Annotated in this window: 12 protein-coding genes, 1 tRNA gene and 1 pseudogene; 12 read left to right on the top strand and 2 right to left on the bottom strand. The window is 39.9% G+C overall.

The annotated features are described in order from the left end of the window. Window positions 1-4 precede the first annotated feature (4 nt). From E6H07_18580 to E6H07_18600, 5 genes and pseudogenes are all read left to right on the top strand, one after another. The gene (locus E6H07_18580) at window positions 5-1,441 is read left to right on the top strand and encodes a RagB/SusD family nutrient uptake outer membrane protein (GenBank protein ID TMI61530.1); all 1,437 of its coding nucleotides are present in this window, start codon (window positions 5-7) and stop codon (window positions 1,439-1,441) included. Window positions 1,442-1,547: 106 nt separating this feature from the next. Next, on the top strand, window positions 1,548-2,783 hold the full coding sequence (locus E6H07_18585) for a DUF2264 domain-containing protein (protein ID TMI61531.1): 1,236 nt from the start codon (window positions 1,548-1,550) through the stop codon (window positions 2,781-2,783). Between the two features lie 67 nt (window positions 2,784-2,850). Then, complete coding sequence (locus E6H07_18590) at window positions 2,851-4,740, top strand: glycoside hydrolase family 97 protein (GenBank protein TMI61532.1); 1,890 nt, start codon at window positions 2,851-2,853, stop codon at window positions 4,738-4,740. A gap of 139 nt (window positions 4,741-4,879) precedes the next feature. Beyond that, window positions 4,880-5,923, top strand: a pseudogene (locus E6H07_18595) (hypothetical protein). An 11-nt stretch (window positions 5,924-5,934) separates the two neighbouring features. Continuing rightward, entirely contained in the window at window positions 5,935-7,410 is a 1,476-nt protein-coding gene (locus tag E6H07_18600) for a sulfatase (protein ID TMI61533.1), read from the top strand. A 301-nt stretch (window positions 7,411-7,711) separates the two neighbouring features. Here E6H07_18600 and E6H07_18605 read toward each other — a convergent pair. Next, a tRNA-Ser gene (locus E6H07_18605) sits at window positions 7,712-7,795 on the bottom strand. Between the two features lie 122 nt (window positions 7,796-7,917). On the opposite strand from E6H07_18605, the gene E6H07_18610 reads away from it, so the two are divergent. From E6H07_18610 to E6H07_18640, 7 genes are all read left to right on the top strand, one after another. Then, the gene (locus E6H07_18610) at window positions 7,918-9,744 is read left to right on the top strand and encodes an ABC transporter ATP-binding protein (protein TMI61534.1); all 1,827 of its coding nucleotides are present in this window, start codon (window positions 7,918-7,920) and stop codon (window positions 9,742-9,744) included. A 93-nt stretch (window positions 9,745-9,837) separates the two neighbouring features. Continuing rightward, a complete protein-coding gene (locus tag E6H07_18615) occupies window positions 9,838-10,275 on the top strand; it encodes a DUF3276 family protein (protein ID TMI61535.1) in 438 nt (145 codons plus the stop codon). A 145-nt stretch (window positions 10,276-10,420) separates the two neighbouring features. Further along, entirely contained in the window at window positions 10,421-12,544 is a 2,124-nt protein-coding gene (locus tag E6H07_18620) for an exo-alpha-sialidase (GenBank protein TMI61536.1), read from the top strand. Beyond that, a complete protein-coding gene (locus tag E6H07_18625) occupies window positions 12,516-13,361 on the top strand; it encodes a T9SS type A sorting domain-containing protein (GenBank protein TMI61537.1) in 846 nt (281 codons plus the stop codon). The genes E6H07_18620 and E6H07_18625 overlap by 29 nt, the downstream gene beginning before the upstream one ends. A gap of 208 nt (window positions 13,362-13,569) precedes the next feature. Further along, on the top strand, window positions 13,570-17,952 hold the full coding sequence (locus E6H07_18630) for a T9SS type A sorting domain-containing protein (protein TMI61538.1): 4,383 nt from the start codon (window positions 13,570-13,572) through the stop codon (window positions 17,950-17,952). Window positions 17,953-18,033: 81 nt separating this feature from the next. Next, window positions 18,034-20,304: a T9SS type A sorting domain-containing protein gene (locus tag E6H07_18635; protein ID TMI61539.1), complete on the top strand. Its 2,271-nt coding sequence runs from the start codon at window positions 18,034-18,036 to the stop codon at window positions 20,302-20,304. Window positions 20,305-20,424: 120 nt separating this feature from the next. Beyond that, window positions 20,425-20,937, top strand: a complete 513-nt coding sequence (locus E6H07_18640) for a hypothetical protein (protein ID TMI61540.1) — start codon at window positions 20,425-20,427, stop codon at window positions 20,935-20,937. Here E6H07_18640 and E6H07_18645 read toward each other — a convergent pair. Continuing rightward, complete coding sequence (locus tag E6H07_18645) at window positions 20,931-21,272, bottom strand: hypothetical protein (protein TMI61541.1); 342 nt, start codon at window positions 21,270-21,272, stop codon at window positions 20,931-20,933. The genes E6H07_18640 and E6H07_18645 overlap by 7 nt on opposite strands. Between the last annotated feature and the right edge of the window lie 26 nt (window positions 21,273-21,298).

Consider the following 21,298-nt stretch of genomic DNA (forward strand, 5'->3'; position numbering starts at 1 on the left):
AATTGTGAAATACTATACAGGCATACTTCAAGATATAAAAGCAAACACCCGGTACTTTCTTATGGTGGTGATGCTGACAACCATCTTACCATCTTGCAAGAAGTTTGTAACTGTTGAAAATCCGCCAGGCATTCTCACCACAGAAAAAGTATTTGCAGATGATAGATCAGCAAATTCGGCAATAGTTTCTATTTATATTGATATGATGAATTACCAATTCGGAGGTGAGGGATCATTCGTCTGTTTTTCTATGACAGCATTGGCCGGTTTTTCAGGTAATGAATTGCAGTGGACTCAGAGCAATATTAACACTCCGGCTTTCCAGGAATTTGCAACACATGATCTTACTCCTCCAAATCCGAATGTAGCAGCTTTCTGGAAGGATGGGTACAATTATATTTACCGTGCAAATGCTATCCTTGAAGGCATTGCTCCTTCAACAGGCATGACACCAGATGGAAAAAAACTTGCTGAAGGAGAAGCCAAATTCATACGTGGGTTTTGTTACTTCTATCTTGTAAACCTGTTTGGTGATGTACCCCTTGTTTTGAGTACGGACTACCGGGCAAATATGAATATGGCCAGAACCCCATCGGCCAGAGTTTGGGAGCAAATCCTCAATGATCTGAAAGATGCTAAGCAACTGCTTCCCGCAAACTATCTAACACCTGAAAGACTTCGCCCCAATCGTGCAACAGCCGGAGCCTTGTTGGCCCGTACATACCTGTACTTAGAAAGATGGGCGGATGCAGAAGCTGAATCGGATGCCATTATTACATCAGGTGTTTATGGAGCAAGTCTGCCTGCTATTGACCTTGTTTTCAAAAAAGAAAGCATTGAAACGATCTGGCAATTGCAACCTGTCCGTGCAAGCATCAATACAAACGAGGCTTTTTTCTTTCTTACAGCAGCTGGTGCAAGACCCAGTTTTGAAATAACACAAAACCTCTTGTCTGCTTTCGAGCCAAACGATAATCGTAAAACACAATGGATAGGATTTAGTAGCCCTGTTGCAAATCCTACCTGGGCTTTTCCTGCAAAATATAAAGCTGGAACTTCTGTTACAGTGACGGAATATTATATTGTATTTCGCCTCACCGAACAATACCTGATTCGTGCAGAAGCCAGGGCACGACAAGGTGGAAGTAAGTTGGCGCAGGCTATAACAGATCTTAATACAGTTCGCAGCCGTGCTGGTTTACCAGCCGTGAATCCTGCAGATCAAAATGCTTTTTATCTTGCTATCGAGAAAGAACGCCAGGTCGAGTTTTTTGCAGAATGGGGACATCGCTGGCTCGATCTAAAACGTACCAATCGTGCAGAGACAGTGCTCAGGCCATTATCACCTACTAATTCGTGGCGACTGGGCTCAGAATTATATCCTGTTCCGTCTGGTGAAATTGGTAACAATCCAATTCTTGTTCAAAACCTGGGATACTGACCGATCAGAAACTAAAATAATAATCTATTAAAATGCAAGCAAAGCAAAATTTCTTTTGCGAGTGCTGAAATTTTTTCGATTGTTTTCCATCATAAAAAGAATTTGTATGAGAAGAAAGATTGTTTCAAATGCCATAATAAGCTCAGCCCTTGTATTGCTGTTTAATTTTTCAGCATTTAGCCAGCAAAATGTTGAAAAATATGATAGTCGTGAATATTGGATAGCAACAATGATAAAGATCGCTGATCCCGTATTAAAAAATCTTAGCCAGGAACAGTTGCGGGCCAAGATGCCGGTGATCAATAAAGACTCCAACCGGGTAAGAGTTGCTCATCTCGAAGCCTTTGGCAGAACGTTAGCCGGAATAGCTCCATGGCTTGAATTAGGAGTAGATAATACCGCTGAAGGAAAGCTGAGAGAAAAATATATCCAGCTAACCCGTAAAGCTTTAACTGTTGCAGTTGATCCATCTTCACCCGACTTTTTGAATTTTAATAAACAACAACAACCACTGGTGGATGCCGCTTTTATGGCTCAGGGTTTATTGCGGGGTTATACACAGTTATGGGAGCCACTTGATAATGCAACGAAGGCAAATATTGTAAATGCATTAAAGAGTTCGCGGGTTATCAAACCGGGGGAAAATAACTGGCTGTTATTTAGTGCAATCATTGAAGCCTTTTTAATAAAATCAGGTAATGGTGGCGATGTGCATCGCATTGTGTATGCATTGCAAAAACATATGGATTGGTACAAGGGAGACGGAGCTTATGGTGATGGCGAAGAGTTTCACTGGGACTACTATAACAGTTTTGTTATTCAACCCATGATGCTTGATATTACCAGAGTGTTGAGTGAAAAAAAAATGGACACAGTCATCTCGTATCAAAAAGTTTTGAACAGGGCACAACGTTATGCAGCAGTGCAGGAAAGATTGATCTCACCAGAAGGAACTTACCCACCTATTGGTCGTTCCATGATCTATCGCTTTGGAGCATTCCAGCTGCTTTCACAAATTGCATTGCAAAAAAATTTACCAGCCGAAATTTCACCTGCACAGGTTCGCAGCGCATTGTCGCTTGTTGTGTACCGCACAATGAAAGCTCCCAACACATTTGATTCTAAAGGATGGCTCAATATGGGTGTAATAGGTAGTCAACCCAGTATGGCCGAAAACTATATTACTACTGGCAGTCTGTATTTGTGTACGGTTGGATTGTTACCCCTTGGCTTGCCTGCAAACGATCCATTTTGGACCGGTAAAGCTGAAGATTGGACAAGCAAAAAGATTTGGAAAGGGATTGATCTTCCTGCTGATCATGCTTATAAAGAGTCTAAGTAGAAAAGAACAAATAAATAATTAATTAAGCACACCTTGCATATTAAATTTATTTTACCCCCTTCGCTATATGTCCAGGATAATTATATTTTTTGTTTGTGGTCTGCTTTTGTCGCAGTATTTGGTTGCGCAATCTTCCAAACAGATCTCATCACCGGATGGTAAGCTTCAATTTGTATTTGATCTGTCGAATAACGGAGCACCTGTTTATTCTATCTCTCATAATAAAAAAGCTGTTATACTTTCTTCTTCATTAGGATTAAATGGTTGGGATCGTGGATTTGCATTGAATGATGTTTTTGTTTCAAAACAAGACACAGTTTGGAAACCGGTATATGGCGAACGAAGCCAGGTTCGGGATCATTACCAGGGAATGACAATTACATTACTACGTAACAACGATGAAAATTTAAAACTGCAAATACAAGTAAGAGCTTATAACGAAGGCATTGCATTTCGATATTTTTTTCCTGAAAATCGCAAAGGAGAAAAGGATATCAATATTCAAAAAGAGTTGACAAATTTTACAGTGCCCGAAGGAACAATGGCCTGGTTTACAAACAGGGCACAAGGTGAATACAAGTTGTTGCCAATGAGTAATTGGCCTGGCGAAAGTGAAAGGCCACTTGTGTTACAACTTCCTGATGGGAAATATGCTTGTCTGGCGGAAGCAGAGATGGTCTACTATTCCCGTACAAAATTTTCACTTGATTCAAACAAAGCAAACACTATTAATTGTTCTATATATGATCGTGTAGATTTCTTAACGCCATTCGCAACTCCGTGGAGAGTAGTAATGGTTGCGGAACATGCAGGAGAATTGCTGGCAAATAATGATCTCTTGTTGAACCTGAATCCGGCATGTGAGATCAAAAAAACTTCATGGATCCAGCCTGGGAAAATAATACGTGAAATGAGTCTTTCAATGAAAGGCTCAAAAGAGTTAGTTGATTTTGCGGTAAAACGTCATTTACAATATATTCATTTCGATGCTGGCTGGTATGGGTATGAATATGCTGATACTTCTGATGCGACTAAAGTAAATGTTGATCCCCGCCGCAATCCAAATAGTGATCTGGATTTGCAGGAAGTAATTCGTTATGCAAATGAAAAAGGAATCGGTGTATTTCTTTATGTGAATCAGCGGGCATTGTATAAACAGTTAGATGAAATTCTTCCTTTATATCAGAAATGGGGCGTTCGTGGAATTAAGTTTGGTTTTGTAGAAGTAGGTTCGCACAAATGGACAACCTGGTTACATGATGCAATTAAGAAATGTGCGAAGTATAATTTGATGGTAGATATTCATGATGAATACAGGCCAACTGGTTTCAGTAGAACCTATCCTAATTTATTAACGCAGGAAGGTGTACGTGGTAATGAAGAAATGCCTGAAGCAACAAATAGTACCATTCTTCCTTTTACACGTTTTATTGCCGGAGCCGCCGACCATACGATCTGTTATTACCATCGTCCAGAATTAAAACCACGATTGGCAGAAACACAAAATGCAAGAGTGATGAAAACAACTTCGGGGCATCAATTGGCACTGGCAGTTGTTTTCTATAGTCCGCTGCAGTTTTTGTATTGGTATGACAAACCTGGAGATTCACAAGATGAACCTGAATTGGAATTCTTTGATAAAGTATCCACTGTTTGGGATGATACAAAAGTGGTGGATGGAGAAATAGCAAAACATGTTACCATTGCCCGCCGAAAAGGTGATTACTGGTTTGTTGGTACAGTTACCAATATTGAAAAAAGGGATTTGAAAACCCCCTTGAACTTTTTAACGCCTGGAAAAAAATACGAAGCGAGTATCTATTATGATGATTCCAATTCAAAGGTTCGAACAAAAGTTTCTATCAAACGTATACAAGTTGATGCTTTTACAGTGCTGGATACAAAACTGATCGCTTCAGGCGGACAAGCTATCTGGATAAAACCTCTCGAAAAATAATTTGAGAAAAGTGATAAATAAAAGAACGATAATATCTCGGGTGATCTTTTTACTAGTATTAAATTGTTTTACAAGAAATTCCTTTTGCCAGGATAACCTGGACTTTCAATCCTTGTTGCAGAAACCAGGTTCACCTGGAATATTTGTTTCCGATAGTTTTTATACATGGTGCAGTAGTGTAATTAAAGGAGAAGATGGAAAATATCATATGTTTTATTCCCGCTGGTCACATAGTAAAAGAAAATTGGATGATGATTCCATGAATTATATTTTCAACGGCTTCAAAGGATGGTGTAAGTATTCTGAAATTGCTTATGCAGTTTCTGATAAACTCAATGGCCCGTATAAATATGTATCAACAGTATTGAAAGGCGATGGTAATCCTGATCATTGGGACAGGTTTACTATGCATAACCCACAGATGAGAAAATTCGGTAATTATTATTATCTCTATTATATCAGCAATTCATTTGATTCAACTCTTCAGTTTAAAGATGAATCAAAAATGAGTAAGGACTGGAAGCACTGGTTGGAATATAATAGCACACAAAAGATAGGAGTGATAAAAGCGAAAACTATTGCTGACCTGGTGAATGGTAAATATGAAAAACCTTCATCACCTTTAATGGTTCCTGATAATGTCAACACATTTGAAGTAGCTACAAATCCTACGGTAACACAAGGACCGGATGGGAAATTCTATATGATGTATAAATCCCGCAAACCAAATGTTGGTAATATGACCTTCTGGATGGCGAAGAGTGATAAACCAGATGGCCCATTTAAAATGCTTGGTGAAGTATTTACTTCGGCAGAGATGGCTTGTGAAGATCCTTGCATGTGGTATGATAAAAAAAGAAAACGGTTTTACGCTGCGGTCAAATATTATTCCAATAGTAAAAAGCTAGTTCCACAGTTCGGTGCTTTGGCTTTGATTACTTCCGTTGATGGTTTGCATTGGCAGCCTGCTTCACACCCCTTGATTGCACTCAGGGAAATGAAAATGAAAGACGCAAAGAAAACAAAATTGGCTCATCTTGAACGTCCTTTTGTAGTTACTGATAAAAATGGACAACCTATCGCTCTATTTGCAGCAGCTTCTATCAATGAACCTTCAAAAGGAAATGCAGATCATCCGGCTTTTGAAAACAATACCTTTAATGTTTGCTTTCTCTTGAAGTAAAAAACCTGAACATGAAAAAAAGTAATATACTGGTTTGGTTTCTAAGTTTTGCAATAGTGGTTGTTGGTCTCTCTGGTTTCAAACAACTCGAACCGCAGCAAGAAAAAGCAAATACTCCCAATGTTATTCTCATATTAACGGATGATATGGGTTATGGCGATCTTGAATCTTATGGTGGTTATCCATATCATACTCCCAATATCAATAAACTTGCAAACCAGGGAATGCAGTTCACAAACTTTTATGTGTCGCAGGCAGTCTGTAGCCCTTCCCGTGCTTCTTTCTTAACGGGTTGTTATCCCAATCGCATTGGTATCAGCGGTGCGTTAAGTCCTACTGCTGATATCGCTTTGAATCCGGATGAAGAAACCATTCCTGAATTATTAAAAGCAAACGGATATAAAACGTGTATGGTTGGCAAATGGCATTTGGGATATAAACCACCTTTTCTCCCAATGGGCCATGGCTTCGATGAATTTTTTGGTCTGCCCTATTCACATGATTATTGGCCCGTGAATTATGATGGCAAACCTGCTGATACTTCAACTACAAGAGGCAAGTGGCCGGTGTTGAAACTAATCGAAGGAAATGAAAGAACAAAAACGATCACAACTTTGGATGATGCTGCTCAGCTTACTACTATGTACACTGAACGAGCTGTCAATTTTATTAAGAAGAATAAAAGCAATCCTTTCTTTTTATACCTGGCCCATAACATGCCACATGTCCCTTTAGCTGTTTCGGATAAATTCAAAAACAAAAGTGGTGCTGGATTATATGGCGATGTGATGGAGGAGATTGACTGGTCAGTGGGTGAGATCATGAAAACACTGGAAACAAATGGTCTTACAAAAAATACAATTGTAATTTTTACCAGTGATAATGGTCCCTGGTTAACTTATGGAGATCATGGTGGAAACACCGGTGGTTTTCGTGAAGGAAAAGGAAGTGCATGGGAGGGTGGAGTAAGAGTTCCTTTTATCATTAGCTGGCCGGGAATGATCAAGTCTGGCTCTATTTGTAATAATATGGCGGCAAGTATGGATCTGCTTCCGACACTTGTTTCAATATGTAAAGCGAAAATGCCGGTGAAAAAAATTGATGGCGTGAATATTCTTTCATTATTCAAGCAGGAAAAAAACGCCAACCCCCGCGATGAAATGGTTTATTACTATGACAGGAATAATTTAAAATGTATCCGGAAAGGGCAATGGAAATTAACCTTCCCGTGCGTTTCTCAAACTTATAAAAAAGCATCTGCTATCGGTTATAATGGATGGCCGGGTAAATATGCAAGTGATAGTGTAAGTCTAGCTTTGTATGATTTGAGAACAGACCCGGGAGAAACACTGGATGTAAAAGAATATCACCCGGAGATTGTTCAGCAACTCATGGTTATCGCAGACGGATACAGAAAACAATTAGGCGATGATCTAACCAAACAAGCAGGCAGTGAAGTAAGACCAGCCGCAAAAGTGCCAAAATGATTAATGTTTATATAACAATGGAGTTCTGAGTTTTGCTTGTGGATTTATTATTGTAATTCCTCAGGTCTTTCTTTTTTTTCAGTAATATATTAAAATGTTTCTGGTAATTAATGCTGATCGGAATGATGCGGTCTTTGATATGTATTTCGTGTTGTTCATTCGATGTGATTTTTATTGAGAAAGCAATAAAAAACTCACCATTTTCAGGTGAGTCATTTGTGAGTCGGTGCGTTTTCGGTTACACTCAACTTCCGTAATTTAGTCTGGAAGCCAGCTTTGCGCTAATTTTCTCCGAGAAATGCGGAGAGAGAGGGATTCGAACCCCCGGACCTTTTGGGTCAACGGTTTTCAAGACCGCCGCATTCGACCGCTCTGCCATCTCTCCGGCGCAAAAATAGGTTTGAAGGATAAATCAGCAAAATCAGGGAGCTATAAATAAATTTTTTTGTTTCAGCGAATTGACAAGTGGTGTATTTAGCTAATTACATCCACCTAATTTTGCTGATAGTGAAGCATCTCAAGGCCCTCAATAAGTATTTCTGGAAATACCGTGTCCGTTTATCGTTCGGAATCGCATTCGTTTTTCTATCCAACTACTTTGCTGTTCTGGCGCCGCAGATCACCCGGTTTGTTATTGATTTTGTTCAGAAAAGTCTTAATCTGCCGGGATATACTGAGCCAAAAAATCCACCGGTTTATTCCGGAATTGTGGAATGGTTTGTTGAATGGATGAAAAACATAAAGCAAACCAATGTTGTAGCCATCTGTGGTATTACTATTCTTGTTCTGGCATTGCTTCGTGGTTTCTTTTTGTTTCTCATGCGGCAAACGATCATTGTAATGAGCCGCCACATTGAGTACGATCAGAAAAATGAAGTGTTTCAGCATTATCAGAAATTAGATACTGCTTTTTTTAAAACGCATAATACCGGCGACCTGATGAACCGTATTGCCGAAGATGTAAGCCGGGTAAGAATGTTTACCGGGCCTGCACTGATGTATCTTGTTAATCTGGTAGCGGTCATTTCACTCAGCGTTTATTTTATGTTTGAAACGAATGCAGCACTTACATGGTATGTGTTGGCGCCATTACCACTGCTGGCTATTGCTATTTATTTTGTAAATAATATTATCAACCGGCGCAGTGAAAAAAACCAATCCCTGCTTTCTGATCTTACAACGCATTCACAGGAATCTTATTCAGGTATCCGCGTTATTAAATCATTTGTCCAGGAAAATGCAATGCTGGGTTTCTTTTCAAAAAAATCGGAAGAGTACAGGCATAATGCTATAGGGCTGGCAAAAGTGGAAGCCATTTATTTTCCTTCTATTACTTTATTGATCGGGTTAAGTATTCTTATCACCATCATGATCGGTGGTATCTATTATATTAACGGTACTCATAGCATCACTTTGGGAACAATTGTGGAGTTTGTATTGTATGTTACTATATTGACATTTCCTGTCAGTGCAATCGGTCTTACGGCAAGTATGATACAACGGGCTGCCGCTTCTCAAAAAAGGCTGAATGAATTTTTACAAACAGAACCTGAAATTCAGAATACACAATCGCCGGTAAAATCAATTATTAAGGGAAATATTGAATTTAAAAATGTTGATTTTATTTACCCGCATACAGGTATACAGGGCTTGAAAAATTTTAACCTTACGATAAAACCTGGCGAACGTATTGCTATCATCGGAAAAACCGGAAGTGGAAAATCGACAATTGCCCAGTTGTTACTAAGAATGTATGATTGTACAAATGGTGAAATACTGATCGAAGGAACAAATATTAAAAACTGGGATTTAAATCAATTGCGTGTACAGACAGGGTATGTGCCGCAGGATGTTTTTTTGTTCAGTGATTCTGTAAAGAATAATATCAGTTTTGGTATTGATGAAAACAATGGTGGTATAGTTGAAGCTGCAAAAAATGCCGGCGTCAACAGGGATATAGAACAGTTTGCAGAAAAATATGACACAATGGTAGGAGAGAGGGGTGTAACATTAAGCGGTGGCCAAAAGCAAAGAGTTTCTATTGCCCGGGCTTTAATTAAAAAAACTTCATTTGTAATATTTGATGATTGCCTGAGTGCGGTTGATTCAAAAACAGAAAGGGAGATCATGCAGAACCTTGATGCATCATTGGAAGAAAAAACTGTAATTATTATTACCCATCGTTTATATACACTCTTCAGTTTTGATAAAATCATAGTGCTGGATGAGGGAGAAATAACTGAACAGGGTAGCCATAACCAGTTAATGGAACTAAATGGGTACTATGCCGGCATCTATCGTCGACAACTCAGCGGTTTCGACCCCGAAGATTGATTTTTCAGCAAGATTTGGCCGTTTCAAAAACATCAATATATTTGTGACTTCTTTTTATAAACAACTGATTTTTAAACTGTAAAATTTTATAAAGTGGCTTACGAGAACAACGACAAGAAAATGGAAAGTATTTACAGCAAGCGTATCCGTGCTGGCAAAAGAAGGACTTATTTCTTTGATGTAAGGGCTACCCGTGGTAATGACTATTATCTTACTATCACCGAAAGCCGCAAACGCTTTGATGATAATGGGTATGACAGGCATAAAATATTCTTATACAAAGAAGATTTCAATAAATTTATTAAAGCCCTCGGCGAAGCAGTTGATTATGTGAAAACTGAATTGATGCCGGATTTTGATTTCGATGCATTTAATCATGATAATCCGGAAATGGAAAGTAATGGTGAAATGACAAGTGAAACAGCTGTAGAACCAACTAATCATGTTGAAATAAAATCAGAAGCTCCCGTTGCACCAGTGGAGGATACCAACACTAATAATACCGGTTCTGAAGAAGTAGATAAATGGTAAGTGAATTCTTATCCCGTCCAAAGGCGGGATTTTTCTTTTATATGCTTAGTAGTTCTCCCAAAAAGCCAGGATAGTAAATCGGGTATTAATACATTCTAATTCTGTTCATAGGATTATATTTTAGCAGCACAAACACCAATATCCTATGCGTAAGAATTTAACCATTCTGGGCGGATGCATCCTTCTATTCATTTCTATCATCAGCTCTAAAAAATTGCAGCCAGACCAAAAAGTTTATGCCTTTAAAGAACTCAAAGAAGGAGAAGAGGGTGAAGAACTCGAAGAGGAAAAAAAAGCTGAAGAAGCTGAGGAGGGTGAAGAAGGCTACGACGGACCGATGCAAATTGGAATGCAGGAGTTTGAAAAAACAAAAGATCCTGCATTGGGATATGTGCCTGCAGACCGGCTGATGAATGCGATTGAGTTTACCAATTATCAAAAAGAAATTTTTTCTTCTGCGAGGATGAGTACAAGCTATGCATGGACGGCCCGTGGTCCCATATATGATGTAGTTGGCCCGAGTAATGGTAACCTGAGAGCAAATAATGAATACACATCAGGCCGGATGCGGGCCATCATGGTTGATGCTTCTGATGCAACCGGTAATACTGTTTTTGCAGCGGGTATAGCAGGTGGGTTATGGAAGACAACAAATTTTTTAACCCAACCGGCCAACTGGTCTATTGTAAGCGACAATTTTGCAAGCATTGCCATCGGATCTATCTGCCAGGATCCTACTAATCCGAATGTGATGTATTTTTCTACTGGCGAGGCACCAAGCAATTCAGACGCTGTTTACGGAAAAGGAGTTTGGAAATCTACCAACCATGGTGTTACCTGGACACAATTAGCCTCTACTACCAATTACTGGAGGGCTTTCAAAATAGTATGTGATGCTTCTGGTAATGTTTACATCGCATTGCGTACAACATCAGCTCCATTACCAACTCAATCAAATGGACTTGTTCGTTCTATTGACGGCGGTACTACCTGGACCAATATCACACCTTCAGGTATGACGGCATCAAACTCTAATTGCACTGATATAGAAATAAGTTCAACCGGAAGATTTCATGCAAGCTTTGGGTATTCTACAGGCGGGGGCGGCGTAAGTAACTATCGTTATACTGATAACCCATCAACCGTTACCACAGCAACATGGACATCACCAGCAGCAGGTCTTACAACTGCAGCCAACAGAATAGAGCTGGCAACAGTCGGAAATATTATTTATGCAGCACCGAGTAATGGCTCAAATAATGTTGTTGATATGTATCGTTCAACAGATGGAGGCGCTAACTGGACGCAACGTAATGGTGCAAGCTTTACAACATCTTTATCAAATGGTCAGGGCTGGTATGGAATTACACTTGCCATCAATCCTAACTTTACTGATAGTGTGATCGTAGGCGGCCTTGATGCATATCTTTCTGTAGATGGCGGTACTACTATTACAAGAATGACATATTGGGCAGGAGTTACCGGGCCTTATGTTCATGCCGACCATCATTTCATGCAATGGTACAATGTAGGAACTGAAAGAAGGATAATTATTGGTTGCGATGGTGGTATTTTTCTTTCAAGAAATAATGGGTCTACATTCAGTGACAGGAACAGGAATCTTTCCTTAAAACAATTTTTTTCAATTTCATTGCATCCGACACTCACAGACTATATGTTGGCAGGGGCGCAGGATAATGGCAGTCATAAATTGAATGGCTCCGGCCTTACTTCTTCAGTTGAAGTAACCGGTGGTGATGGCGCCTACGTACACATCGATCAGGATCAACCGCAATATCAATTTACCAGTTATGTCTACAACCAATACCGTCGCAGTACAAATGGAGGTACTTCATGGTCGGGTATAACATTGTCTTCAACAGAAGGCTTATTTATTAACCCATTTGATTATGATGATGTATTGAATGTGATGTATTGTAGTAATGGTAATAGTGCTGCACCTACTAACGAGTTGAGAAGATGGGATAATCCACAAACTGGTTCAACAAACACAACATTAACATTAAGTGCTTTGACAAGAACTTCTAATAGTAACCCAACAGCATTTAAAGTTTCTCCTTATACAGCAGACAGGGTTTATATAGGAAGCAGCAGAGGGGTACTTCTGCGTCTTGATAATGCCAGTTCTGTAAATGCAGGAACTGCTAATGCAAATACGACTGCTATTGGCAGTGCTTCATTTCCCGTTGGTACTATTAACTGTGTGGCAGTTGGTACAGATGATAATAATCTGCTGGGCATTTTTTAGCAATGGTGGCACCAGTTGGACTACATGCGATGGCAACCTGCCAGATATGCCGGTTCGATGGGCCGTGTTTGAGCCTGGAAGCAACAGTACTGTAATATTAGCAACAGAAGCCGGAGTATACACAACCGATGTTCTCAATGGAGGTTCAACAGTGTGGACGACCAATCCTGGTTTTCCAACAGTAAGAACTGATATGCTTAAAGTGAGGACATCTGATAATACAATTGCGGCAGCTACACATGGTCGTGGAATTTTTACTGCAAATTTCAATGTCGTACTTCCGGTACGTGATGTTCGATTGCAGGCTTCATTGGCAGGTAATGGCAAATCATTACTTAGCTGGACTGCGGAAGATGTAACCAGCGATACCAAATTTATGGTTCAGTACAGTCCTGATGGATCAAGGTTCACAGATGTAAATGAACTTTCGTACAGTGCTAGAAGATTTGAACATTCCTTTGGTGCTGAAATGGGCTATTATCGTGTGATCGCAACTGAAGTAGGGAGGCCGCCGGTATTTTCAAATATCGTTTCTGTAAAAAATAACAGGCCGGTGAAAGGTATTCAGCTAAACATATTACCAAATCCTGTTGTGTCCAATGCTTCATTTGAACTCACGACAAACGGGGCAGGCGGCAAATTCGAATGGCAATTGATTAATAACAATGGGCAACTGGTTCAACGTGGCACCGGCGTATTACCTGATGCCGGAAGAATTTATCAGCCAATTAATGCTGCTGTTTTACCGACAGGACGATATACCCTGCGATTAGGCATCAGCGAAAAATTATATACTTCTCCTTTTATCAAACAGTAAATTTCGATAACCTGATAAAAAAAGTGCCGGTGAATCCGACACTTTTTTATTATATGATTGTAGACAGAGAATTAGTCTTTTGGAAAAATCTTTTCCACAGCCTTTTTTCCACAGACGGTAAATAAATATTTCTCCGTCAAAAGGTTGTCTTCGTAACAACACGTATCTTCAGCTTTCGCTTGATGCTAAACCAAAAATTAATTAAAGCATGAGAAAATTTTACCTGATTATGGTAAGTGCCGTTTTATGCGCTTACACTTTTTATTCCTGTACAACATCCCAATCAAAGGTTTTTATTGATGAAGAAGAAGAGGAAGAAGGCTATGATGGCCCAATGGAAAGAGATCAATTTGAGGCTGATCGCCTGAAAGATCCTGCTTTGGGCTATGTTCCTTACACCAGGCTTTATGATGCCATGGTTTATACCGAGCAATTAAAAAATCAATTGCCTCAGCAACGTCTTCAACAAGCATTACTCTGGCAGGAGCGGGGACCAATTTATGATAGTCTTGGCCCAAGCAATGGTAACACCCGTGCTGGTGTAAATTATACTGCAGGTCGTGTACGTGCAGTATTGGTTGATACTTTAAATGATCCTACTGGCAATACAGTGTTTGCTGGTGGTGTGGCTGGGGGTTTATGGCGTTGCACAAATTTCCTGTCTGAAATTCCAAACTGGACGGCAGTTGATGATTTTTTCAGCAATCTTGCGATTGCATTTATCTGTCAGAACCCTGCAAACCCAAGCATCATGTATTTCTGTACAGGAGAAGCTGCAAGCAATGCAGACGCTGTATTGGGTAAAGGAGTTTGGAAATCTACTGACAAAGGTCTTTCATGGACGCAACTTCCTTCTTCTGTAAATTTCATCAGGAACTTCAGGATAGTTTGTGATAATGCAGGTAATGTTTACCTGGGATCACGAACTACTGCATCGCCTGCATCCAATTTAAATGGTCTGTCACGATCTAAAGATGGCGGTCTTACCTGGGAAAATATTACACCTACTGCTTTAGGTACTGCTACAGCTACGGCCACATGTACTGATCTTGAAATAAGTAGTACTGGTAAATTATATGCAAGTTTTGGTTATAATACTGCCGGAGGAACTGTAAGGCCTTATGTTACCAATGACCCGGTTAATGTTACTCAAGCTACAGGTTGGACATTGGGATCAAATTTTAGGATATCAAATACATTGGCCGTTAGGCTCGAGCTTGCAGCAATTGCAGATACCGTGTATGGTGTTACTACAAACACAGCACATAATACTGATAGCTGTTATAAATCTGTTGATGGTGGTGTAACCTGGGTAAAACAAAACACAACTATATTGCCGGCCGGTCTTGGCAGCGGACAGGGCTGGTACAATCTTACTTTAGCGGTTAATCCAAGAAATACAAATGAACTGCTTTGTGGTGGTTTGGATGCATACCGATCAACAAACGGTGGAGCTACATGGACACGACATACTTTCTGGGTTACTACTGCGCCTTATGTTCATGCTGATCAGCATTTCATGCAATGGTGGTATAAAGATGGCGAAAGCAGGATACTTATCGGTTGCGACGGTGGTGTATTTCTTACTAGAGATAATGGAGTGACATGGAGAGATAAAAACCGTAACCTCGGTATCAAGCAATTTTATGCCGGTGCAATTCACCCGGCTGCAGGCTCACCTTATTTAATTGCCGGAGCGCAGGACAATGGAGTTCACCAGTTAAAATATCCGGGACTCGGGCCTTCGAATGAAGTAACTGGTGGTGATGGTTGTTATGTCTACATCAATCAACTGGATCCGAATATTCAATTTGGCAGTTATGTATTTAATCAATACCGTAGAACTACAAACGGCGGACAAACCTGGTCAAGTATTAATCCATCAACTACAGCAGGTTTATTTGTAAACCCGTTTGATTATGATGATGCACAAAACACAATGTATGCCTGCTGGACGGCGAATAATATTATGCGCTGGCCAAATGCAAATACAGCCAATACAACAACTGTAGTTCCTGTTGCATTATTAAATGGTGGCGTAGCCGCATCGGTTAAAGTTTCTCCATATACACCCAATCGTGTTTTCCTGGGATCAAATGGCGGTCGTGTTTTAAGATTGGATAATGCGAATGCAACACCTACAATAACAAATATCACTGGAGCATCTTTCACAGGAGGTACAATTAACTGTATCAACACAGGCACATCTGATAATGTTTTAGTTGCCGTGTACACAAACTTTGGTATTAATAATGTTTGGTATACAAATGATGGTGGTACAAACTGGACAGCTATTGACGGTAACTTACCTGATATGCCTGTTCGTTGGGCATTATTTGAACCAGGTCGTGACGACAGGTTAATACTTGCAACAGAAGCAGGGATCTATTCAACTGATCTGGTAAATGGAGCAAGCACGGTTTGGATGCCGAATACAACTTTCCCAACTGTACGTACCGATATGATCAGAATGCGTACCAGTGACAGCACTATTGTTGCTGCTACACATGGCCGGGGATTATTTACTGCTAAAATTCCTGCAGTGGTTCTTCCTTATGTAAGCTTTGTTCAATCATCATCAGTGGTTGCAGAGCAAACAGTTTCTACAACAGGTTGTCGTTCTTATAACGATTATAAGATCGGAATTGGTTTAGTGAATCCTGCGAGTGGTGATGCAACAGTAAATATTAATGTAAACGGAGGATCTGCGCTTAGAGTAACTGACTATGACTTTACAACTAATGGAAATTTTGCGGCACCATCGAACCAGCTAAGTTTTACCAGCGGAGCTACCGGTGTAAAATTTATTACACTTCGCATTTATGATGATGCTGAGGTTGAAAATCCTGAGAACTTTACATTCGGATTTACAGTATCCGGTACTACAAATGCAGTTCCGGGTTTAATAACCAGTCACCAGGTAACAATTGCAGATAATGACAGGTTCCCGATTCCATTTGTAACCAACGGGCAATTTACAATCGGAACTTATAATACAGATCTTAGCTCTTTGTCAACTCCATTTGATGGAACAAAACTGAAGCACCGGATTCAATTGCTATATACTGCTGCAGAATTGAGAGCTGCGGGTATTACAACAAAAGCCACCTTAAGTGCAATGCGTGTAAGAGTAAAAACTAAAAACTCAACACAGCCATTTAAAGGGCTTAATATTTCATTGTCACAAAGTACTCTTGGTACACTTAGTGCTGGATTTGCTGGAGGTGCATTCACCCAGGTCTACACAGGAGATTATACAACCGTTACAGGCGACAATAATTTTAATTTCAGTACACCATTTAACTGGGATGGAACTTCAAACATTATAGTTCAAATGTGTTATGATAATACCGGAGGTACGGCTGATGCATTAGGTGATGTAATAGAAGCAATGGGTTCTCCGCTTGGTGCTGGCGTACGCGGCTCTACTTATTCTAATTGGACAACTGCAGGAGGAGCCGGTTGTGCATTAGCTGCTGCGTTTGTAAATGATGCAAGAACTGTCGCAACATTTGCTGCAACCTTTGGTGATCCTGTTGCTACAGCACTCAACAGTACAAAAACTGAATACCTGGCGCCTTCAGCTGATTTGTATTACTATAATGCATCAGGTGAAATAATGTCAAGGGTGCTGAATCTTTCATCACATGATTACGGATGTACCCAGGTTGTTATAGACAGGGCGGGCACTGGAGTAACTCAGTTCTGGAATACGAATACAGCAAATTACCTGATGAATAAAACATTCCGTGTATTGCCAGCTACGAATAATGCAACAGGTAAACATGAAGTGACTTTCTACTTTACCAAAGCAGAAAAAGACGGATGGGAAGCCGCAACAGGAAAAACATGGGATAGTATCCAGATCATTAAACTGCCTTCAAGAATAAATAATGTAACACCGGCTGTTGCACAACCCGATGGACCGGGTTCAGTACAGGTGATCAATGCTGTACGCAGAACATTCGGGCCGAATGACTTCTATACACTAACCGGTATTTTTGAAAATGGTTTGTCTGCTTATGGCTTTGGTATACCGGGAAGAATGAATACGATACTTACACTTACCGGAAGTATTAACTCCAATAATGCTGATATCGATCTGAGTTGGACTACATCTGCAGAGATCAACAGTTCTGTGTTTATCGTTGAAAAATCATATGATGGTACTAATTTCCACCAGATCGGTTTTGTGAATGCAGCCGGAAATAAACTGATACCAAGCACTTATGGATATGTTGATCATGAAAATGTGCTGGATAATTATTACCGTATTAAAATGATGCATACAGATGGATATATTCTGTATAGTAATATCGTTTACCTGAAAAAGGATAATGCACCACAGCGGTTGTTTATTTATCCGAATCCATTTACAACTTCATTGTCGATCCGGTTTGCACGGATGCCATCAGAGCCTGTTAAATTCTCATTCTATGATGCAGGCGGTAAACTGGTAAAACAATATTCAGGTGCTGCCGGGTTGGTTACGTATGATATTAATACTACTGGTATCATATCTAAAGGTATTTACCTGTTGAAAATAAATGTGGGTGATAAACAGTTCACGCAAAAACTCATGAAGCAATAATTTCAATCATAAGGAAGACTGCCCCAGCGGCAGTCTTCTTTCATCTGAATTTAAAAAACTAACAATCCCAAATACCTTTTTATGAATGGAAAATTTTTAACCACGGTGCTGGCTATACTGATAGTATATACTGTAAATGCACAGCCGCTATATTCTTTTGAAGCAGTAAGCGGAACTTATACTCCCATCAGTGGTGGTACTGCTGTTACACTCACATACAATGCTGCAGCTAATAACGACGATGGTATTGCAACACCTGCTAACGCAGTTCCTATAGGCTTTACGTTTACTTATAACGGAGTTCCTTATACTACTATTCGCCCCTGTGCAAATGGCTTTGCTGCCTTTGGTTCTACAGCCTTAGCTAATAATACAGATACATGGAGTAATAGTCTTGTAAGTGGTGTGAGTGCACAACGTCCGATCGTTGCTCTTTTATGGGATGACCTTGATATGGGTGTGGCAGGTGCTGTTTCTTATGTGCTCACTGGTTCGGCTCCTTCAAGAGTGCTTACCATTCAGTGGGCAAATGCAAAATGGGACTTTAATGCATTAGGAGGAGTAATGTCATTCCAATTAAAACTATATGAAACAACTAATGTTATCGAATTTGTTTATCAGCAGGAATCAGGTGCTATCGCCACTGCAGGAGGTGGTGCTTCTATTGGTATCACAACAACGGGAACAGGCAACAATAGTTTCTGGTCATTGTCAAATGCGAGTGCATCACCATCAGTAAGTTCTATAACTGAGGTATCAACAATTCTTACCAAACCGGCAACCGGTCAGATCTATCGTTGGAATCCTTATTGTGCAGCAGGCGCAAACAGTACCAATCCGGCCGGTGAAAAAATTTCGAATGTTACATTAAATACTATCAATAACAATTCGACTTCAGCAGCAGGGTATGAAGATTTCAGGACTGTTTCCACTTTACTCCAGCCCGGCAATGCTTATCCTGTTACAGTTAACTTATCCAATGGCTGGCAGGATGACCAGGTTTATATCTGGATTGATTTTAACCATAATGGATTATTTACTGATGCAGGTGAATTAGTATTTACATCCGCTATTAGTGCAGGTCCACATAGTGGCACAATTACAATTCCAGCACAATCAGCAAATGTGTTATTAGGCACTACACTGATGCGTGTACGTTTGCAGGATACCGGAAGCCCTCCAACAAATAATACCTCATGCGGAAACTCTGAATGGGGACAGGTGGAAGATTATACAATTGATCTGCAGAACTGTGCTGTTGTTACACCAACTGCACAACCGGCCAACACTACACTTTGTAATGGAAGCGGTGGTTCTATTTCTGTAACTGTTACTGGAACTAACCCAACCTATCAATGGCAGGTGAGTACAAATGGTGGCGCCAACTTCAGTAATGTTTCAAATGGTCCGTCGTATTCAGGTGTTACTACCGCTACACTTAGTATTTTATCTGCTACTACAGCTATGAATAATTATCAATACAGGGTAGTGTTGAATGGAACCTGCACACCTTTAAATACTCCATCTGCTGCAGCAGTACTTACTATTAATACACCAGGTGCTATTACAACCAATCCACCGGTAACCGGAAAAGTTTGTGTTGGCAGTAATACAAGCTTCACTGTAGCAGCTTCTGGAAATAATCCGACTTATCAATGGCAGGTAAGTACTGACGGCGGTATCAATTATTCAAACATTGCAGGACAAACAGGGGCTACACTTACAATAACATCAGCAACAGAATCTTTAAATGGTAACCGATACCGTGCTGTGGCAACAATTGCTGCATGTGGTTCTGTTACTTCTTCGCCGGTTATACTTACTGTAAATACATTGCCGGTGGTTACTATAGCTGCAGCGCCAACTTCCGAAGTACGACCCACACAGACAACAACTGTAACAGCGGGTAGTGTACCTGCAGCAGTTAGTTATGCATGGACATTAAATGGAGCTGCAATACCTGCAACCGGCAATTCTGTTACTGTGGACTTAGATGGAATTGGCACATACCAGGCAACTGTAACAGATATAAACGGATGTGTAAATAAATCAGGCACCGTAAAAATTACATCGCAAAATTTTTCGCAGCTATTTATTTATCCGAATCCAACAACAGGTTTATTCCATATCAGGTTATTTGCCCCAGTGGGAACTGATTGGAGAGTAGTAAGAATTTATAGCTCTGCTGGTTCGATGGTTGCAGAAAAAGAATTCCTGCTGACGAATACTACGAACCCATGGCTTGATATGGATTTTGATTTTACAAGCAAACCAAAAGGCGTTTATATTATCCAGATCGGTCACCGCTTACAGAAAGATTGGAAAGTGGGTGGGAAGGTCATTGTTGAATAAGAAAACATTTCATTCTGTTAAATGGCTGCCTGCGAAGGCAGCCATTTTTATTTACATCTAAATCCGGCATGATATTGAATATTCAATAGTAATTTACAGTTGATAAATATTCAGTAAAGTATGAATGTGGCCTACAATAGAATATTTGTTTTTACACTACTATCACTCCTGGTCGTTCTAAGCTCCTGTTCACAAACAGCAACAGGTATTTATAAAACTGCCTCTTATTATAAGATCAATACACCGGGTACTATACCGGTTGATGATAGTGGAAATGAAATTGGAAGAAACAGGGATACAATTCGGGAAATTTATATCGTGACAAAATCGGTGAAGGCGCCGGAGATCATTGCTGTGGTTATAGATCATCATTACTATATTCCGGTCATTTCGAAGATTGATTCCAACAAAATCTATGTTGGTGAACGATTACCGGATAATCAACGGGTAGAGTTAAACGCCGGAGCTGGTCTTTCGCTTTGGAAAATTACTGTTGGAGAAGCAATGAGAGATTTAGTTATAATCAAGGAAAAATCGCCGCCATCTTTTTACTTGTATATTAAGTATAAAGGAAAGAACAGGATACATCAGATAAAAAACAGTGTTGAGTTAGTTCCGGAATTACATTATTGATATCGCCAACGGTCTTGTGAGTCTGGAATTTTTCCTGATGTAACTGGTCTTGCATTTAACGTTGGCATTAAACCCATTGTAGGTTTTTGAAATGTTAGAGTAGGAATCTTACCTGCTATTGATGATTTTTCATTTTTCTTGATCTGATCATCAAAAGCTGCGGGTATGAAAATTTGAAACCTATTCCTGAATTGTTCTATTGCGTCCTGTTGCTTTGATTGATTCTGTTTTTTGAAGTTGGCTTGAATATGCTTTTGCACATCGAATAATTCTCTGTTTTGTCCAATGACAGAATTGATAATAAAAACAAACACGATTGTTGTTAAAGCTTTCATGGTTGTGATTTTACTTTATAGTTAAA

It is taken from the genome of Bacteroidota bacterium (assembly GCA_005882315.1).
Lineage (GTDB): Bacteria > Bacteroidota > Bacteroidia > Chitinophagales > Chitinophagaceae > VBAR01.

Excerpts from the sequence above, each read along its gene's own strand:
- E6H07_18625 (TMI61537.1), top strand. The coding sequence starts at position 12,516 with ATGATAATAATCTGCTGGGCATTTTTTAGCAATGGTGGCACCAGTTGG.
- E6H07_18590 (TMI61532.1), top strand. The coding sequence starts at position 2,851 with ATGTCCAGGATAATTATATTTTTTGTTTGTGGTCTGCTTTTGTCGCAG.
- E6H07_18630 (TMI61538.1), top strand. The coding sequence starts at position 13,570 with ATGAGAAAATTTTACCTGATTATGGTAAGTGCCGTTTTATGCGCTTAC.
- E6H07_18640 (TMI61540.1), top strand. The coding sequence starts at position 20,425 with ATGAATGTGGCCTACAATAGAATATTTGTTTTTACACTACTATCACTC.
- E6H07_18635 (TMI61539.1), top strand. The coding sequence starts at position 18,034 with ATGAATGGAAAATTTTTAACCACGGTGCTGGCTATACTGATAGTATAT.
- E6H07_18585 (TMI61531.1), top strand. The coding sequence starts at position 1,548 with ATGAGAAGAAAGATTGTTTCAAATGCCATAATAAGCTCAGCCCTTGTA.
- E6H07_18645 (TMI61541.1), bottom strand. The coding sequence starts at position 21,272 with ATGAAAGCTTTAACAACAATCGTGTTTGTTTTTATTATCAATTCTGTC.
- E6H07_18600 (TMI61533.1), top strand. The coding sequence starts at position 5,935 with ATGAAAAAAAGTAATATACTGGTTTGGTTTCTAAGTTTTGCAATAGTG.
- E6H07_18620 (TMI61536.1), top strand. The coding sequence starts at position 10,421 with ATGCGTAAGAATTTAACCATTCTGGGCGGATGCATCCTTCTATTCATT.